This is a genomic window from Endozoicomonas sp. YOMI1 (genome assembly GCF_024606345.1).
GTDB lineage: Bacteria > Pseudomonadota > Gammaproteobacteria > Pseudomonadales > Endozoicomonadaceae > Endozoicomonas.
Window position 1 is genome coordinate 1 of the sequence record NZ_JAHHPM010000262.1, and the last position, 16,232, is coordinate 16,232.

The 16,232-nt window shown below is 49.9% G+C and carries 11 protein-coding genes; 5 read left to right on the top strand and 6 right to left on the bottom strand.

Annotated elements, in window-relative coordinates:
* From KDK15_RS09045 to KDK15_RS21225, 4 genes are all read left to right on the top strand, one after another.
* Positions 1-1,185 (top strand): hypothetical protein (locus KDK15_RS09045; RefSeq protein WP_257295029.1); only part of this gene is annotated, 1,185 nt, incomplete at its 5' end.
* A gap of 66 nt (positions 1,186-1,251) precedes the next feature.
* Entirely contained in the window at positions 1,252-2,640 is a 1,389-nt protein-coding gene (gene mnmE, locus KDK15_RS09050; RefSeq protein WP_257295030.1) for a tRNA uridine-5-carboxymethylaminomethyl(34) synthesis GTPase MnmE, read from the top strand.
* Positions 2,641-2,771: 131 nt separating this feature from the next.
* The gene (locus KDK15_RS09055) at positions 2,772-4,181 is read left to right on the top strand and encodes an F-box/WD40 repeat-containing protein (RefSeq protein ID WP_257295031.1); all 1,410 of its coding nucleotides are present in this window, start codon (positions 2,772-2,774) and stop codon (positions 4,179-4,181) included.
* A 256-nt stretch (positions 4,182-4,437) separates the two neighbouring features.
* Entirely contained in the window at positions 4,438-5,949 is a 1,512-nt protein-coding gene (locus KDK15_RS21225; RefSeq protein WP_257295032.1) for a WD40 repeat domain-containing protein, read from the top strand.
* A 252-nt stretch (positions 5,950-6,201) separates the two neighbouring features.
* Here KDK15_RS21225 and KDK15_RS09065 read toward each other — a convergent pair whose 3' ends face one another.
* From KDK15_RS09065 to KDK15_RS09090, 6 genes are all read right to left on the bottom strand, one after another.
* On the bottom strand, positions 6,202-8,397 hold the full coding sequence (locus tag KDK15_RS09065) for a TonB-dependent receptor (RefSeq protein WP_257295033.1): 2,196 nt from the start codon (positions 8,395-8,397) through the stop codon (positions 6,202-6,204).
* Between the two features lie 98 nt (positions 8,398-8,495).
* On the bottom strand, positions 8,496-10,514 hold the full coding sequence (locus KDK15_RS09070) for an iron ABC transporter permease (RefSeq protein ID WP_257295034.1): 2,019 nt from the start codon (positions 10,512-10,514) through the stop codon (positions 8,496-8,498).
* A complete protein-coding gene (locus KDK15_RS09075; protein WP_257295035.1) occupies positions 10,511-11,428 on the bottom strand; it encodes an iron-siderophore ABC transporter substrate-binding protein in 918 nt (305 codons plus the stop codon). The genes KDK15_RS09070 and KDK15_RS09075 overlap by 4 nt, the downstream gene beginning before the upstream one ends.
* The gene (locus KDK15_RS09080) at positions 11,429-12,271 is read right to left on the bottom strand and encodes an ABC transporter ATP-binding protein (RefSeq protein WP_257295036.1); all 843 of its coding nucleotides are present in this window, start codon (positions 12,269-12,271) and stop codon (positions 11,429-11,431) included.
* A 139-nt stretch (positions 12,272-12,410) separates the two neighbouring features.
* On the bottom strand, positions 12,411-12,803 hold the full coding sequence (locus tag KDK15_RS09085; RefSeq protein WP_257295037.1) for a hypothetical protein: 393 nt from the start codon (positions 12,801-12,803) through the stop codon (positions 12,411-12,413).
* Entirely contained in the window at positions 12,785-14,047 is a 1,263-nt protein-coding gene (locus tag KDK15_RS09090; RefSeq protein ID WP_257295038.1) for an MFS transporter, read from the bottom strand. Before KDK15_RS09090 ends, KDK15_RS09085 begins: the two co-directional genes overlap by 19 nt.
* 296 nt (positions 14,048-14,343) lie before the next feature.
* Between KDK15_RS09090 and KDK15_RS09095 the strand changes: the two genes are divergently transcribed.
* On the top strand, positions 14,344-16,218 hold the full coding sequence (locus KDK15_RS09095) for an IucA/IucC family siderophore biosynthesis protein (RefSeq protein WP_257295039.1): 1,875 nt from the start codon (positions 14,344-14,346) through the stop codon (positions 16,216-16,218).
* The last annotated feature ends 14 nt before the right edge of the window (positions 16,219-16,232 follow it).

A 16,232-nucleotide genomic window follows, 5' to 3' on the forward strand; every position in this document is an offset into this window, starting at 1 on the left:
GGCGGTGATATTAACAAGATACGTGCAGGAACCCTGTTAAACCTCCCTGAAGCCAGTCAATATGATCATCTTTATAAAGTAGCGGCTGGTGACAATGTCAGTACGATTGCCTGGAGAATGCAGTATAAATATCCCCATCCCACTGGATGGCGAGGGATGATGCAACAGATTGTTTATATGAACCCCGGGGCTTTCACGGATGGTAATCCAAACAGGCTTCGGGCAAATGAAATACTGATCATGCCCAATGCCGGGGCCGTTGAGATTGAGGCGGAAAATCAAGAGTTGCCTGAGGAGCAACCAGAAATAAAGAAATCAAACGCTTATAATCGCATTAAGCGGCAAGAAATACGGCAGAAATTAGCAAACATAGCCAGGAAGAAGCCTTCTCCCTCTCTGCAGCCATCAGAAGCACAGACACCAAATACCAATAACAGTAAGCCGGAAATAACACACCAGATGTTAGCAAAGCCAGACAGGATGAGGTTCTCTCCCACTCTGGAGCGGCCAGAAGCACAGACATCAAATACTGATATTCACAGTAAGCCGCAAAAAAAGCAGCAGATGTTAGCAAAGCTAGCCCGAAAGATTCCATCGACTCCTGAACAGCAGCCGGTTCAGGAGAAAGCAGAAACCATTTATAAAGTCACCGAAAGTGAAAGTCTTGCTGCTATTGCCCATAAGCTGATACCAGATTATCCACAGTTCGACAGCTGGTATGCTTTACTTCAGGAACTGGCAAAGCTAAACCCCTCACTGTTTGTGAATAATGATATTAGCGCTATCAAAAGAGGCACTGTGTTGCAGCTACCAGAAAAAAACGCCCCCAAGCAAAAAATGGATAGCACATCGACAAAATCCAAACCTGTTGAGCGTAATAAAGGCCAACCAATTAGCGTAACAAAACCTGAGGAAACCTCGGGGAATGTGACAACCCCTTCATACAACAAAATCAGTAACTCACTGCTATCCGGAATCGGTAAGACACCGGTATACAAGGTACCTGAGGGCTATACCATCAGCATGGTGGCTATTAAGCTGTTACCTCTGTATCCGGACTATGACAACTGGACATCCTTGATGAAAGCGATCTATAAACTCAACCCTGATGCTTTTATCAACAGAGATATCAACAAGCTCCGTGACAACAGCCGGTTGAAATTGCCCCGCAAGTTAAGCTCATGATCCTGTACTAAAACAGGCACCGGGCATAGACTATGCCATCGTTTTAGCAGTTACCGATGGCTCGTTATGTCTGATTTCAGCAATCTTCACCAGGATACCATTGCCGCCCAGTCGACAGCCCCCGGTCGGGGAGGCGTGGGTATTATTCGGGTGTCGGGTCCTGATGCCCTGGGTGTGGCAAGAGAAGTACTGAAATTAGAGCCAAAACCCCGGTTTGCCCACTACACCTCATTTCATGATGCTCATGGTCAGATATTGGATGAAGGCATAGCACTCTATTTTCCAAACCCCAACTCCTTTACCGGTGAGGATGTTCTTGAGCTTCAGGGACATGGTGGCCCCATCATCCTCGATATGCTGCTGAAACGCATTCTTGCTCTTGGCGTCCGTCAGGCAAACCCGGGGGAGTTCTCCGAGCGGGCTTTTCTGAATGATAAATTGGATCTTGCCCAGGCTGAGGCCATTGCTGACCTGATCGACAGTAGTTCAGAGCAAGCGGCACGCTCAGCCTTACGCTCACTTCAGGGAGCCTTTTCTCAACGGGTCAATGCACTGGTTGAGTCTTTGATCGAACTGAGAATCTACGTTGAGGCCGCTATAGATTTCCCGGAAGAGGAAATTGACTTCCTGAATGATGGCAAAGTCACCGGTGAGTTGGCCAGTATCTCGCAACAACTTGCTGAGGTTATCCGTGAAGCAGGGCAGGGAGCGATTCTCAGGGATGGTATGACCGTGGTGATTGCCGGTCGGCCCAATGCCGGAAAATCCAGCCTGATGAATGTTCTGGCTGGCCGGGAGACTGCCATTGTCACCGATATTGCCGGCACCACCCGGGACGTATTGAAAGAGCATATTAATATCGATGGCATGCCGCTTCATGTGATTGATACCGCCGGTCTGCGTGAAACCGAAGACAGAGTGGAACAGATGGGTGTAGAGCGGGCTTTTAAAGCCATTGAAGAAGCTGACCGGGTGTTGTTAATGGTGGATGGATCATCAACCGATGCAACCCATGCTCATGACATCTGGCCTGAGTTTGCCGACCGTTTGCCAGTACAGGAGAAACTGACGATTATTCGCAACAAAATCGACCTTACCGGCGAGCAGCCCGGATTTTCAGAGGTTGATGGTGTTCCGGTTATACGTCTCTGTGCCTGTAACGCTCAGAAAAGCGAGCACGGAGTTGGTACTCTCAGGAAGCATCTGAAAACCTGCATGGGATTTGAAGGGGCAATGGAGGGCAGCTTTTCTGCCCGACGTCGCCACCTGGAAGCCTTGCGACAGGCGGGAGAGTATATTGAGAATGGTCGACAGCAACTGGAGCACCTTGGAGCAGGTGAACTGCTCGCTGAGGACCTTCGTCTTGCTCAGAAAGCCCTGGGAGAAATTACCGGTACCTTTTCCAGTGATGACCTGCTGGGTCGCATCTTTTCGTCCTTCTGTATTGGGAAGTAACCGGTAAATACCGGATTTGGCAAACTGAATAATCCACATTTTTCATAATGTGGATTCAATAAGCGTTTAAAGTCGGATTTATTGTTTTTTCGGGAAAAGAACTTCACAGCTATTCAACGGTCAGAGGCTGTATGGGTACTAATATCGCTGATAATGCAGCTAATTCCGTTAACCAATATCCAGCAAAACCGCCTGATCACCCGACTGGAGAAAAAACTACGGAGGGGGTTTCGGTTGTTTCTCCGGAACAGGTGTCGCCTTTATTGGCATTGCCAAATGAACTCCTGGTTGAAATTGCTAACTACCTGCCTTTCGCTGATTTTAGAAGCCTGACTTTAACCAGTAGACGACTAACTACACTTTTCAACACAGAAGAAAAACTGAAAAAACTGACCGTTCAATATTATGGCTCTGCCTCTGAAGCCTATAGAAAAATAATTGAAAGCAGGGATATACCCGCTGTTCCAGACAATAAAATTCATGACCCTTTATTACGGCTTGCTTATCATCGATACGTAAGCAATAAATACTTGGCTTCTCTGGAAAGTAATACCCTGCAAACCTGCGTGGCGACACTGAGTGGGCATACTTTAGGGGTAAGCTCAGTCACGTTATTGGCCGATGGACGGCTGGCTTCCAGTGCTGGTGATAGCATAAAGGTGTGGGATCTGAGCAAGCCCGACGGGCAGCAATGCGTGATGACGCTGAATGGGCATACCCATTGGGTGTACTCTGTCATAGAATTGCCCGATGGGCGGCTGGCTTCCTGCTCTGAAGACAAAACCATAAAGGTGTGGGATCTGAGCAAGCCCGACGGGTACCGATGCGTGGCAACGCTGAATGAGCATACCGAGGTTATAGAATCAGTTACGCTATTGCCCGATGGGCGGCTGGCTTCCGGCTCTGATGATGAGACTATTAAGGTGTGGGATCTGAGCAAACCCGACGGGCAGCAATGCGTGGTGACGCTGAATGGGCATACCGATTTGGTGACCTGTGTTAGAACATTGCCCGATGGGCGGCTGGCTTCCTACTCTCTTGACGAGACTATTAAGGTGTGGGATCTGAGCAAGCCCGACGGGCAGCAATGCGTGGCGACGCTGGATCTGAAACCCGGGATATCCAAATTCACGCCATTGCCCGATGGGCGGCTGGCTTGCTGTGTAGAAAATACCGTAAGGGTGATGGGGCTGAAGCTCGGCGTGAAGGAACAGGTGTTGACACTGAGTGGGCATACCGAATACGTGAACTCAGTTACGCCATTGCCCGATGGGCGGCTGGCTTGCTGTGTAGACAATACCGTAATGGTGTGTGATCTGAGCAAGCCCGACGGGCAGCAATGCGTGGCGACGCTGAATGGGCATACCGACGAGGTGAACTTTGTTACACCCTTGCCCGGTGGGCGACTGGCTTCCTGCTCTTCTGACAAGACCATAAGGATTTGGGATCTGGGCAAGCCAGACGGGCGACAATGCGTGGTAACGCTGAATGGGCAGCCGACTTCCTGGTCCCCTCCTCCAAAAAGAAGAAAAATCATTTAATGATGTAAAAAATACCAGAGGTCTGAACTGAAAATTGCCGCGCAATGGCCTGCCTTAAGTCCTTATCCTGTTTTCAGAACCGGATTCCTGCACTCATTAATTCATTTATTAAGTTAACGACATTTTTATAGTCGGGTTGGGAGGTGAATAGGGCTTTACTCTTTATTGGGGCAGAGTGATATAACCTGAATTCAGGCAAGTTGATTTTTGCATTTCCGGGAAGGAACTTTAGAGCTGTTTACCAGTCAGAGATGGTGTGAAAAAAAATATCGCTAATAATAATGATGCCATTTCCCCTAACCACTACCAGGGAAGCTACCCGTCTGGTAACCAGACAGGAGAAAGAACTACGGAGGGGGTTTCGGTGGTTCCTCCGCAACAGGTGTCGCCTTTTCTGAAATTGCCAAATGAGCTTCTGATTAAAATTTCCGACTACCTGACTTTCGTTGATTTTAGTCGCCTGACCATAACAAGTAAGGGCTTGATTACCCGTTTCAACACAGAAGCAAAACTGAAAAAACTGGCCTTGCAATATTATGGCTCTGCCCTTGAAGCCTATAGGAAGATAATTGAAGACAGGGATATACATATACCTGCTGTACCAAACAATGAAATTGATGACCGGTTATTATGGCTTGTTTATCATCGATACCTAAGCAATCAATACCTGGCTTCTCTGGAAAATCATACCTGGCAAGCCTGGGTGGCGTCGAAAAGGTATACCGTCGAAATGAACTCAGGCACCGCATTGGCCGATGAACGACCGGCTTCCTGCCTACGGCTTGCTGATCATCGAAACGCAAGTAATAAATACCTGATGTCTCTGGGAATTAATACCCAAAAAACCTGCGTGGCGACACTCAATGGCCATACTGACAGGGTGAACTCAGTCACGGCATTGGCCGATGGGCGGCTGGTTTCCTGCTCTACTGACAAGACCCTGAAATTGTGGGATCTGAACCAGCCCGACGGGCAGCAATGCGTGGCGACGCTCAATGGACATACAGGCAAGGTGAACTCAGTCACGACATTGCCCGACGGGCGGCTGGTTTCCTGCTCTACTGACAAGACCCTGAAGGTGTGGGATCTGAACCAGCCCGACGGGCAGGAGTGCGTAGCGACGCTCAATGGACATACAGGCAGGGTGAACTCAGTCACGACACTGGCCGATGGGCGGCTGGTTTCCTGCTCTGATGACAGGACCGTAAAGGTCTGGGATCTGAACCAGCCCGACGGGCAGCAATGCGTGGCGACGCTGAATAGTCATCAGTCATGGGTGTACTGCGTCACGCAATTGCCTGACGGGCTGCTGGTTTCCTCCTCGGCGGACGAGACCATAAAGGTGTGGGATCTGAGCAATTTCCGGGGGCCACCATGCGTGGCAACGTTGCATGGGCATGCCGGCTGGGTGAACTCAGTTGCGCCATTGGCCAGTAAGCAGCTGGTTTCCTGCGGTGATGACAAAACCATAAAGGTGTGGGATCTGGACAATCTTTACAGGCAGCCCTGCGTGGCGACGCTGCATGGGCATACCAGCTGGGTGAAATCAGTCACGTTATTGCCCGATGGGCGACTGGCTTCCTGCTCTTTTGACAATACCGTAAGGGTATGGGATCTGAGCTTGCCCGACGGAGAGCCCTGCGTGGCAACGCTGCATGGGCATACCGAAAGCGTGATCTTTGTTACGTCATTGCCCGGTGGGCGGCTGGCTTCCTGCTCTCATGACCGGACCGTAAGGGTGTGGGATCTGAGAGAGCCCGACGGGTAGGATAGCCATGGATGGCGGCGTAGAATGTGCATACCGATGGGGTGAAGCAAGTCACGGATGGCTGGCTTCCTGTTCCCCCTCCCTCCGTAAGCGAAGAAAAATCGTTGCTTTATCATGTAAAAAATACCAGTCCTGCTTTCTAACTCCCGTGATGAGCATAAAGGTTTGAGCCTTAAAACCAGACGACAATCGCCAACACAGGATTAGGCTCAAATCTTCGGCGAAACAGGAGATTAGAAAGTTCGACTGGTATTAGTACTCAACTCTGTAACTCAGGTTATAGGCTCGACCTTCAGCCTTGTGTGCACTGATACCGCTATAGGTTGTCCTTGCCCACTGGCTGTATACGGTCTCGTAGTCCTTATTCAACAGATTGGTTATTCCTGCTTTAACAGTGCCCACCGGGAGATCATAGGAAACCAGAAGGTCAACGGTTGTGTATCCATTAATGTCACGGTCTGTCACTTTCTGGGTGCTGGAGCTGTAACTTTTCCCCTTGTCATAATCCAGGAAGGTCATGGATTGCAGGCGGACATTAAGGTCTCCCTGATCATAAGCGACAAACGTTGTGAATTTCTCCGGTGAGACATCCGCCGCTTGCAGATCCAGCCACTCCCCTATTTCCTTGTAATAGCTGCGCCCTTCAGTAAAGGCGTAAGTACCCCCAACGTACCAGTAATCATTCAGGAAATATTCAATAGCCCCCTCAATACCGTAGACTTTTCTTTTTTGATCCAGCAGGTCTACATTATTGTTTACAAAGGTGATGGTTTTATCCGATTCATTGTAGAAGGTAGAGACATTGGCAAAGATATTTTCAAAGCTACCCCGCCATCCAAGCTCAAAACTATCCGTCTTGATGGCATCAAGGTTTGCTTCAGAAATATTGGTTCGCGGGAGCGGCAGGCTATTAGGAAGACGACTAACCGGGGAGACCGTATCACGCAGAATTCTCGACACATCGGGCACGTCAAAACCCTGAGAGTAATTAGCGAACAGCTCATTACTTTGATTAAGGCGGAAGACCAAGCCAAGATTAAATAGCGTATCGTCGTATTTCCTAACGGCACCTTCCAGCGGCGTTCTTAATGCCTCTTGTTGCATAAACCAGGTTTCAGCGAGAGGCATATGATCACTGATATCTACCCTTGCACGCTCATGCCTGATACCGCCATTCAGCGTCAGCTGTGTGGTTAAATCATAGGAGGTTTGCAAATAAAGCCCAAGGGTTTTGGTTTCAACATCAGGACCATATTCATACTCTGGACCATCGGGCTTAATAACTCTGCCACCACTGGCATTGTATTCAGCTAAATCATGCAGTTGCCCTCTTTGCTCGCCATCATCAACATCATAATCAAGACCGTAGGAAAGCCTGAGCTGGTTATTCAGCGAACGGTCAAGGTTCAGTTTTAATCCAAAAACTTCGGCGGTAGACGTCGATTGGTTTAAAAATGTACCGACATTTCGAATGACATTGGGATAGGGAAAGAATCTGGCTTCACGCTCCCGATAGTAGGTCTGGGCCTGGAGGTTATTGCCCAGGAAATCGTCGTCTTTATAAACAAGGTCAATAGACTGCCGCTGACTGTAAGGCTGATTTTCCAGCTCAAGTCCTTTCAGGGCTGCGGGTGAGTCTGCAATACTAGATGAAGTGTCTGGCGCATAATCAGAATCCATCTGGTCATCAAAGAATTGCAGCGTTGCCTCCAGTCGCTGCTGGTCGGTCAGGTCATACCCAAGTTTAACCAGTGCATCTTTGCTATCGGTATCCATGCGGCTGACCTGGGATGGGTCAGGGTTAACCCGGTTACCGTCTGCATCAAAAATACCGCCACGACTTTCGTAGGTGCCACTGAGCAGGTAGTCAAAGGCACCGGAGTGGCCACTGATATTCTGGTTAAGTGTCCAGGTGGTCAGTTCATCACCAGATACTTTGAATCCTGCTTCCGAAGCAAACTGTAACTCATCGGTTTCAGGTTTACGGGTAATCACATTGATAATCCCGCCGGTAGCGCCACCACCATAAATTGCACTGGCACCAGAGATAATCTCGATGCGTTCAATATTTTCTGGCCGGATAGAGTTCAGTTGTCGACTGATCTGACGGTTCTCCGTTTGAGCAATGCCATCGATCAGGATCAATGCTCTACGGCCACGGAGACTCTGGGTTCTGTCTGTCACCGTTTGCGTGCTGGGCCCAAACCCGGGAATCACCTGTTCAAGAACATCCGCCAGCTTCTGTCCTGGCTGGGACTGCTGAATAATCTCTTGCTGGCCGATCACCTGAACTGTACCCGAAACATTGGAGACGCTGGATTCTGACCGGGAGGCGGTAACGACTACCTGGTCTAAGGTCGTCACCGCTGGCTCTGAAGCTGCTGTCGCCTGAGCGGCGGTAACCAGAGAAATCGCCATCATTATTAGTGGCACTTTTTTACTCTTCATTTTACGACTTTCCCATGTGTAATGATTGCCATTCTTGCTGAGTCCATATAATTATTCAGGACCTGCTTCCTGCAGGCCTCTTTACTTCTTTTATTAAGTTAACGACGTTGGATGTATTTTCCGCTGAGCAGCAGAAGGATGAAGTAAATACCACCGGCACCAGAAACCAGAAGGCCTGAGGGTATTTCAAAGGGGGCGATTACGGTTCGTGATAACCAGTCACTGCTGACCAGTAACAATGCTCCGGTAATGGCTGCTGCAGGAATAAGATGGCGGTGACTGGACATACCGGTCACTCGGCAGATATGGGGAGCCATCAGTCCTACAAAGGAAACACCGCCTACCGCCGCCACACTGACCGCACTGAGCAACGCGACGATTACCAGCAGCAGCGCAATAGTGACGGATACACGGATACCGAGCAGCGTGGGCAGGTAAGCGCCAAGCTGAAGAATATCGAGCCTGCGCCACATCATCCACAGGATGGGGAGCAGGATTATGACGGCTGAAAACAGGGGATAGGTGCGTTCATCAGTAACCGCATAGGTGCTGCCGGAAAGCCAGATCAGCACTTCACTGGACTGGTTGCTGCCCAGAACCAGAACCATACTGATCAGGGTGGCGGAAACCGCAGAAAGGCACAAACCGCCCAGGGCAAATAATAGTGGATTGAAACCGGTCAGGCGGCTAAGCGCCAGCAATAGGAGCAACGCAAAACCACTACCGAATATGGCTAAAAGCATCAAACCAAGACTGTTTATTCCCGGGTAAAGGACGGCGCCCAGCGCTATAAATAAAACAGCGGTTGTCGTTAATCCGGATACGTCCGGGCTGGTCAGTGGGTTTCGGGTTAAGGTTTGTAAAACGAGGCCGGAAACACCCAGTGCCGCACCCGCAAACGCAGCGCTCATGACCCTGGGCCAGCGCAGGTGCATAAACGTCACCTCTATCTGGCTGAACAGGCTCAATCCCATCAATATCAGGCACAGTGCGGACAGAACTGCCAGACTGCGGTTGGGGTCCATAGGGAAAAGTGCGCGGATACCCGTTTCTCCCGGTGTTGCCACCAGTGCACTGACCCGGTTTCTCCGCGTCAGCAGAAAGATCATAAATGGGGCGCCAACAATGGTGGTCATGACGCCGGCGGGAAAACTGTAATGGGAGTCCGAGACCATGATGGGGATCAATCGTGCGGCGATATCAGCACTGAGCAGCAACAGTGCCCCCACCGCTGTAGCCATCAACAGTCGCGACCATACCGACTGACAGCCCAGGCTCCGGGCAATATGAGGCGCGATCAGGCCAACAAAACTGATCATCCCCACCTGACTGACGACGGTAGAAGACAAAATCACGGCAATCAGCAAAGAAAAACCAACGGCATGGCGCACATTTACCCCAAGGGTTTCCGCCTGTTCTGTCCCCAGGGCAATCAGGTCAAGTTGCCGGGCAAAGAATAAAGCGGTAATGGTGAACAGCAGGATTATTGGCCAGCTGTGCTGAACCGCCTGAAAATCGAACTGGGAGAGATTACCGGCACCCCAGGTATACAACCCATCCAGGCGGTTTTCGAAAAACATCAGCATGCCAGCACTGATAGCACCGAAGGACAGGGTGATTGCCATCCCCACCAGCACCAGGTTAACCGGCGAGTTACTGATGGCACTGGCCAAACGGAAGACCAGTAATGTGGTGATTATTGCGCCGGTGAATGCCAACACGACCGGGTATTGCCCGGTAATATCGGGCAACAATACCGATCCCATTACAATAGCGACCATGGCCCCGGCATTAACGCCTAGCGTTGAAGGACTGGCAAAGGGGTTCCTGGTTGCGCCCTGAATCAGTACTCCGGCCGCGCCCAGGGCTGCACCACAGAGTAAAGCCATCAGGGTTCTGGGCAGCAACAACCAGGTAACAATGGTTGCATTGAGGGGCTGATGCTCGCTGATACTTCCGCCCAGTACTGATGATGGAAAAAATGGCATATCAACCAGCAAGCTGGCGTCAAGCCCTGATGGGCCAGTCATTAAAGATATTGCCACTGCCACCACATACAGCAGAAATACCGACAGGAAGACGGTGGTTGCTTTAAAAGGTACGGAGTAAATCATCATGCCTCCGGTGCCAGTTGTGACACGATTGCCGTTGCCATGCGACTTGCGGACAGCGGTCCTCCGAATGACCACAGTGCCGGCAGATAGTGAACCCGCTCCTCCCGGACAGCCGGGATAGCCTGCCATACAGGAGAACGAGTCATGGCCGGAAGGTCATCAGGCTGACTACCGATAATGAGCAGGCTGGCATTACCGATCGTGGTCAGCTTTAACAGATCTATATGGGTAAAGTCCCGCCCTGGCAGAGCACTGTGCCAGCTATTAACCAGGCCCAGTTCATTGACGATTGCCCCCGCCATGGAAGCATCGGCATAGACCCTGAGCCCAAGGCCCATCCCCACAAATTTGCCAACGACTACTGAGTGTCCGGTCATACCGGCTTGCTGGATACGTCGTCGTGCCTGATCCATTAACTGCTGCATTTCCCGCAGCTTTTCCTCCGCCAGAGCCGTCTGTCCGATCAGCCGGGCAACCGAGCGAAAGATACTCTGCATCCTGTGGTAGTACGACGAGTTGTCTGTTATGGGATACTGGGTAAAGAGCACCGTAGGGGCAATGGCTTCCAGCTCTGAAATGATCCGATTGTGTCGCCATTGGTAGCCCAGTATTAAATCCGGTTTGAGGGCGGCAATGGCCTCAAGTGATGGTTCGGATCTTAAGCCCAGCTCCTGAACTCCGTCTGGCAATACTGGAGTATTGGATTGCCACTCCTTATACCCGTTGATCGACGTGACACCCACCGGCGTCATTCCCAGAGTCAGCAACATTTCTGCCTGGGTCCAATTAAGGACGGCGATTTTATCGGGTATTTTTTCGCCTGAATCCAGAGATGATGCCCCGGCTGACAGAGCTGTGGAGAGTAAAAACAGTAAGGTAAAAGCAGCGTGCAGCCTGGCATTGAGAGAAACTGACATTCAGGCAACTTCCTTGTCTGATACACTCAGCACCGGTTGTGGTAAATGCTCAGACGTACTGTTAGCCGATGGCAGAAACAGACAGTGATCATAGCCTTCCGGCTGAACTCTGGTGGTCTTAATATCGAACACATCTGAAATAACGTTGGTGTCCAGTACCTGCTCCGCCCTGCCCTGTCGTACCAGCTCTCCATGGTTCATCAACACCAGATCATCGCTGAATTGCAGCGCTTGATTAAGGTCGTGAAGAACCCAGACTACCGTCGTATTTTTCTCCCGGTTCAACTTCCGGACGATGTCAAGCAGCTGGAGTTGATGGGCAATATCAAGCCATGAGGTTGGCTCATCCAGCAATAAGATACCGGTTTCCTGGGCCAGTATCATCGCCAGCCATACCCGCTGCATTTCTCCCCCGGACAGGTGATCGACCCGTTCCTTCGCGAAGTCCACCATATCTACTCGAGCCAGAGCTGTGTTGATTGCCTGATGATCCCTCGATTTCATCCGGCCAAAGGGGCCGGCATGTGGGTAACGGCCACAAGCGACCAGTTCAGAAACCGACATTCCCAGAGGCACGGGTGAATGCTGAGGTAACATTGCCAGCTTCCGGGCCAGCACTTTTCTGTGCCATTGAATCAGCGGTTTTCCGGCAAGCAACGCTTCTCCTCTATCAGGCGTGATCAAACCGGAAAGCATCTTTAACAGCGTACTTTTGCCTGACCCATTGGGTCCGAGAATGGCGGTTATTCTGCCGGGAGCCAACTCAAGGCTGATCGGCTTGATAACCTGCTTGCCATTAACGCGGTAACTTGCCTGATTAAGGCGGAGTGTATTATTAGACATCCATATTTCTTTTTTAATGAATAGTGTCGTTTGTCTCAGGCTGATCCGTTTTTATGATTCCTGAATTCAGGGTTGTTTATTGATCAGTGTTTTGGTTTTTTAGGATGGCTGCGAATGATATTGATTACCATTTGATTGTTCAAGTGATTTTCTTTTTATCCTGAATTCGAGTCATTGCCCAATCCCTTGCTTCGCTCCAATCCAGGCACGCCTTCATGGGAAACGGCATGGCACTTTGCATTTTTTTACTGACCACACGGGCACCCTCCTGTTCAGAGCAAACCAGCCTGGCGACACCGGAACAATATAATCCCAGCAACTCCCGTTTCTCCTTAAACCAGAGCCCGAGCAATTTACGGGCAACGGGTGAAAACTCACTGTTAGGCTGCGCCTGTATCACCATGCTGAAGGGCTCTTTTCTGTCCAGAAGCCCGGATAACACCTGTAACCAATCCTGTGCATCCTGATCCGTTGCCGGAGAATTAAAGCGGATGGTAACCATTGGCCAACCCGTCATTTGAATCGCAGACATAGTGATTTCCCGTGTTCATGATCAACCCATAAAAAGGTGATCATCAGTGATACGCTGGCAACCAGCACTCCAACCAACTCCAGTTGCCAGCCATTCATAGTGCCGGTCAGACCAGCCAGCAATGCACCCAGCGTATAGCCAATGGTATGAATCATACTGAACATGCCGGTAAGCGCACCCTGCTGACTCTTTGCCTGACCAGACGCCAATGTCGTATAGGCTGGTGTTAATAAAGCAACCGAAGCTGCGCTAATGGTAAGTCCACTCGCCAGCCAGAACAGGCTCTCCCCGATCACCATGAACATACTGCCGATCAGCAACATCACACTGCCAAACTTCAATGCCATGACCAGATTCCGCTGAACCCAGTGAGCAGCGACCAGATGGGCAATGACGGAAGACAGAGCTGCCAGCATCATCAGGATTGACAGTAATCGGGTGGTGGTTATTCCGTCATAAACAATAAGATGAAGTCGGGGGCCTGCCAGGTATTGCAGAAACCCAAACAACGTTGTGACTGAGCACGCCAGTAACAGCAACGGCCAGGTCTCTGCCATTAATCCCAAAAAGTGCCTATTATCATTACTGGCACCTGACACCTTGTCATGCCTTACTGATACGACGGGTAAAATGACCAGCATCGTAAGGAGAACCATGGCCAGTAGCGATACCACACCGATAGGAAAAGCGCTCCCCCAACCAATAAGTAAGGCTGGAACCAGGGGACCCGATAGCCGCCCCACATTAATACTGGCGGTAATACGACTGAGCATTCTGGCTCGATTTGATGGGTCATTGTCGTCAATTACCCATGCCTGAACCGCCGGGTACAAGCCAGATGCAAGCAGCCCATAGATGATACGGGCAGAGAACATTAAGAAAATTGCCTGTTGTTGATCCAGCACGCCAGACACCACTCCCTGAATAGACAGGGTCAGTATCAAAAAGCTCAGGGCTATGCCGACAATGCCCGAGATAACCACGGGTATACGACCATAGGTGTCTGATATTCGTCCCCAGATGGGAGCCGATACGATAAACAGTCCTGTACCGAGAGCAACCATGACACTAAGTACACCATAGCCAATTCCGGTTTCTGTCAGAATGGCTGGCAAACTGATCAGCAGCGTTGTCTGGCCAGTTCCCAGCAGGAATACCGCGATCAAACGACAAAAGTCATTCCGGGCAGAGTGTTGCCCGGAATTGGTGTCTCTTGAATCGGGAAATAACGCATTTTCTGGCATGTTCAATTCTCAACACGGCACATTTATTATTCAATTTGTTGCAAATGATAATTGTTATCATATAGGATGGCAACCCAATCCAGGATGGGTTCGATGTTAAAAAATGGAAATAAAAGACGGTTGAAAAAGAAAATGGGTTGCTGGATGAGTTAAGAATTGATTACCAACCCATATGAAAACTTTTAATAATTAACTCTCAACAAAGTGCTGATGAGAGCGTAATTCGTTGAACCATAAAAACTGAAATAATGATGATGTCCTCAGATTCAATACTGAAACAGTCGGCTGATAAAATAATGTCCGGCACATCCCCCAGTAGCGAGAGCAATGAGCAGCTTAGCGATGCAGCTACGATCAGAAACCAGGCTGAAGTGCTGAGCGCTAACTGTTTTTTTAATGCGCTCTTGCGGGAATGGCAAGGCTGGACATTACATAAAGCCAGTGAGTTTAAAGCGATAGAGAGTTATCGATCACAATTGAACTCTGAAGCCGGGAAGAACATTGATCGTGTGATCAATATCCCTGTCAATGATCTATCGCTATTGGTATTTATTAGTCACTTTTCAATAACCGGGCGTCACCAGTTTTTAATGCCAGTGATTTTATCGAGCCCGGCAAAAGCAACGACTACTCCCATCACTTTTATGGAGGCTGTTCAGTTGCTGGTAACCGGGGATATTCTCTGGCAGAGCGATCAACAGACCCGGAGACATTTCCTGCAACGGGTTCATCACAGTGTTAACAATATTGAAACCAACCTGAGCATCCGCCAGTCATCATTAGACGACATTTTTAACGGTCCCGGGGAGTTTCAGGCTTCAGAACAGTCACTGCTGACAGGCCACTCTGTCCATCCCTGCCCGAAAAGTCGTGATCAATTCAGTCAGGATGATGCCGCCCGGTATATGCCTGAGTTCGGTAGCAGCTTCCAGCTCCATTGGTTTGCCATAGACTCCTGTCTGCTCGATGCCGACAGTGTTCATTCACTGTCATTCAGTGAATTGACCAGACAACTGGCAGAAGAAGACAAAAACTTTCCTGCAGCGATACTCCTTGCAACCCCGGAGCATCAAACGCTTTTGCCCGCCCATCCATGGCAGGCCCAACAGTGGCTGAAAAGCAACTACATGCGTCAGTTGATTCAGGAAAAAAAACTGGTTGATTATGGATTAAAGGGCAGTGACTGGAGAGCAACATCATCCGTGCGTTCCATACATGCCAGTCACGCGTCTTTCATGTTGAAGTATTCACTCAGCGTAAAACTGACCAACTCCGTACGGCATCTGTTGCCTAAAGAGGTGATTCGCGGCAAAGAGATCCATCAGGTTAAATATCGTACGTCCATTGGTACGGAAATGAGGCAGCGCTACCCGGACTTTGAGGTGATCACCGAGCCTGCCCATGGGGCGATCAAGGGACCCGATGGACAGATATTGCCAGAGACCATGATGGTTCTGCGGGAAAATCCATTCAATAATCCTCAGGCATTGAGGGCAACCGAGTTACTGGCCAGCCTGACCCAGGATAATCCCAACGGTGCATCAAGGCTGGTTTCACTTATCCGCAAACTGGCTGACACAGAGCAGCTTTCGCCAGAAATAATAGCTCTTCGCTGGTTTAACCAATACCTGTCAACCGTCGTAGAACCGCTGATGATTGGGCAGTCAGACTTTGGTCTTTTATTTGGAGCCCATCAGCAGAACCTGTTGATCACCCTGAAACAGGGTTATCCCTGGAAAGTCTATTTCCGTGATTGTCAGGGAACGGGCTACAGCCATATAGCCCGTGAACTTCTGGCGGAGGCGATCTCAGAAGAAACCAGACAGCAGGAGCATCATGTGGATGGTGAACTGGGCAACTGGCTGTTTACCTATTATCTGATCATCAATTCCACCTTTGGCGTCATCAGTGCCCTTGGGGCCGGGCAAGTCACCTCAGAGACTTCACTGCTGATGGCTCTAAGGGAATTCCTGGTGAAACTCAGAGCGTCTGATCCCAGAGACCCCCATTGTCTGGACTACATTCTCAATAGCCCTGAGCTCTGGTCAAAAGGCAACTTTTATTGCTCTTACTGCGATATGAATGAGAACACCCTGGAGAATCCTCTGGCAGTTTATCACTCACTGTCTAACCCACTCGTCGGGTTGTCACAGGACGAACTCCTACCTTAATCGCCAAAAATCCA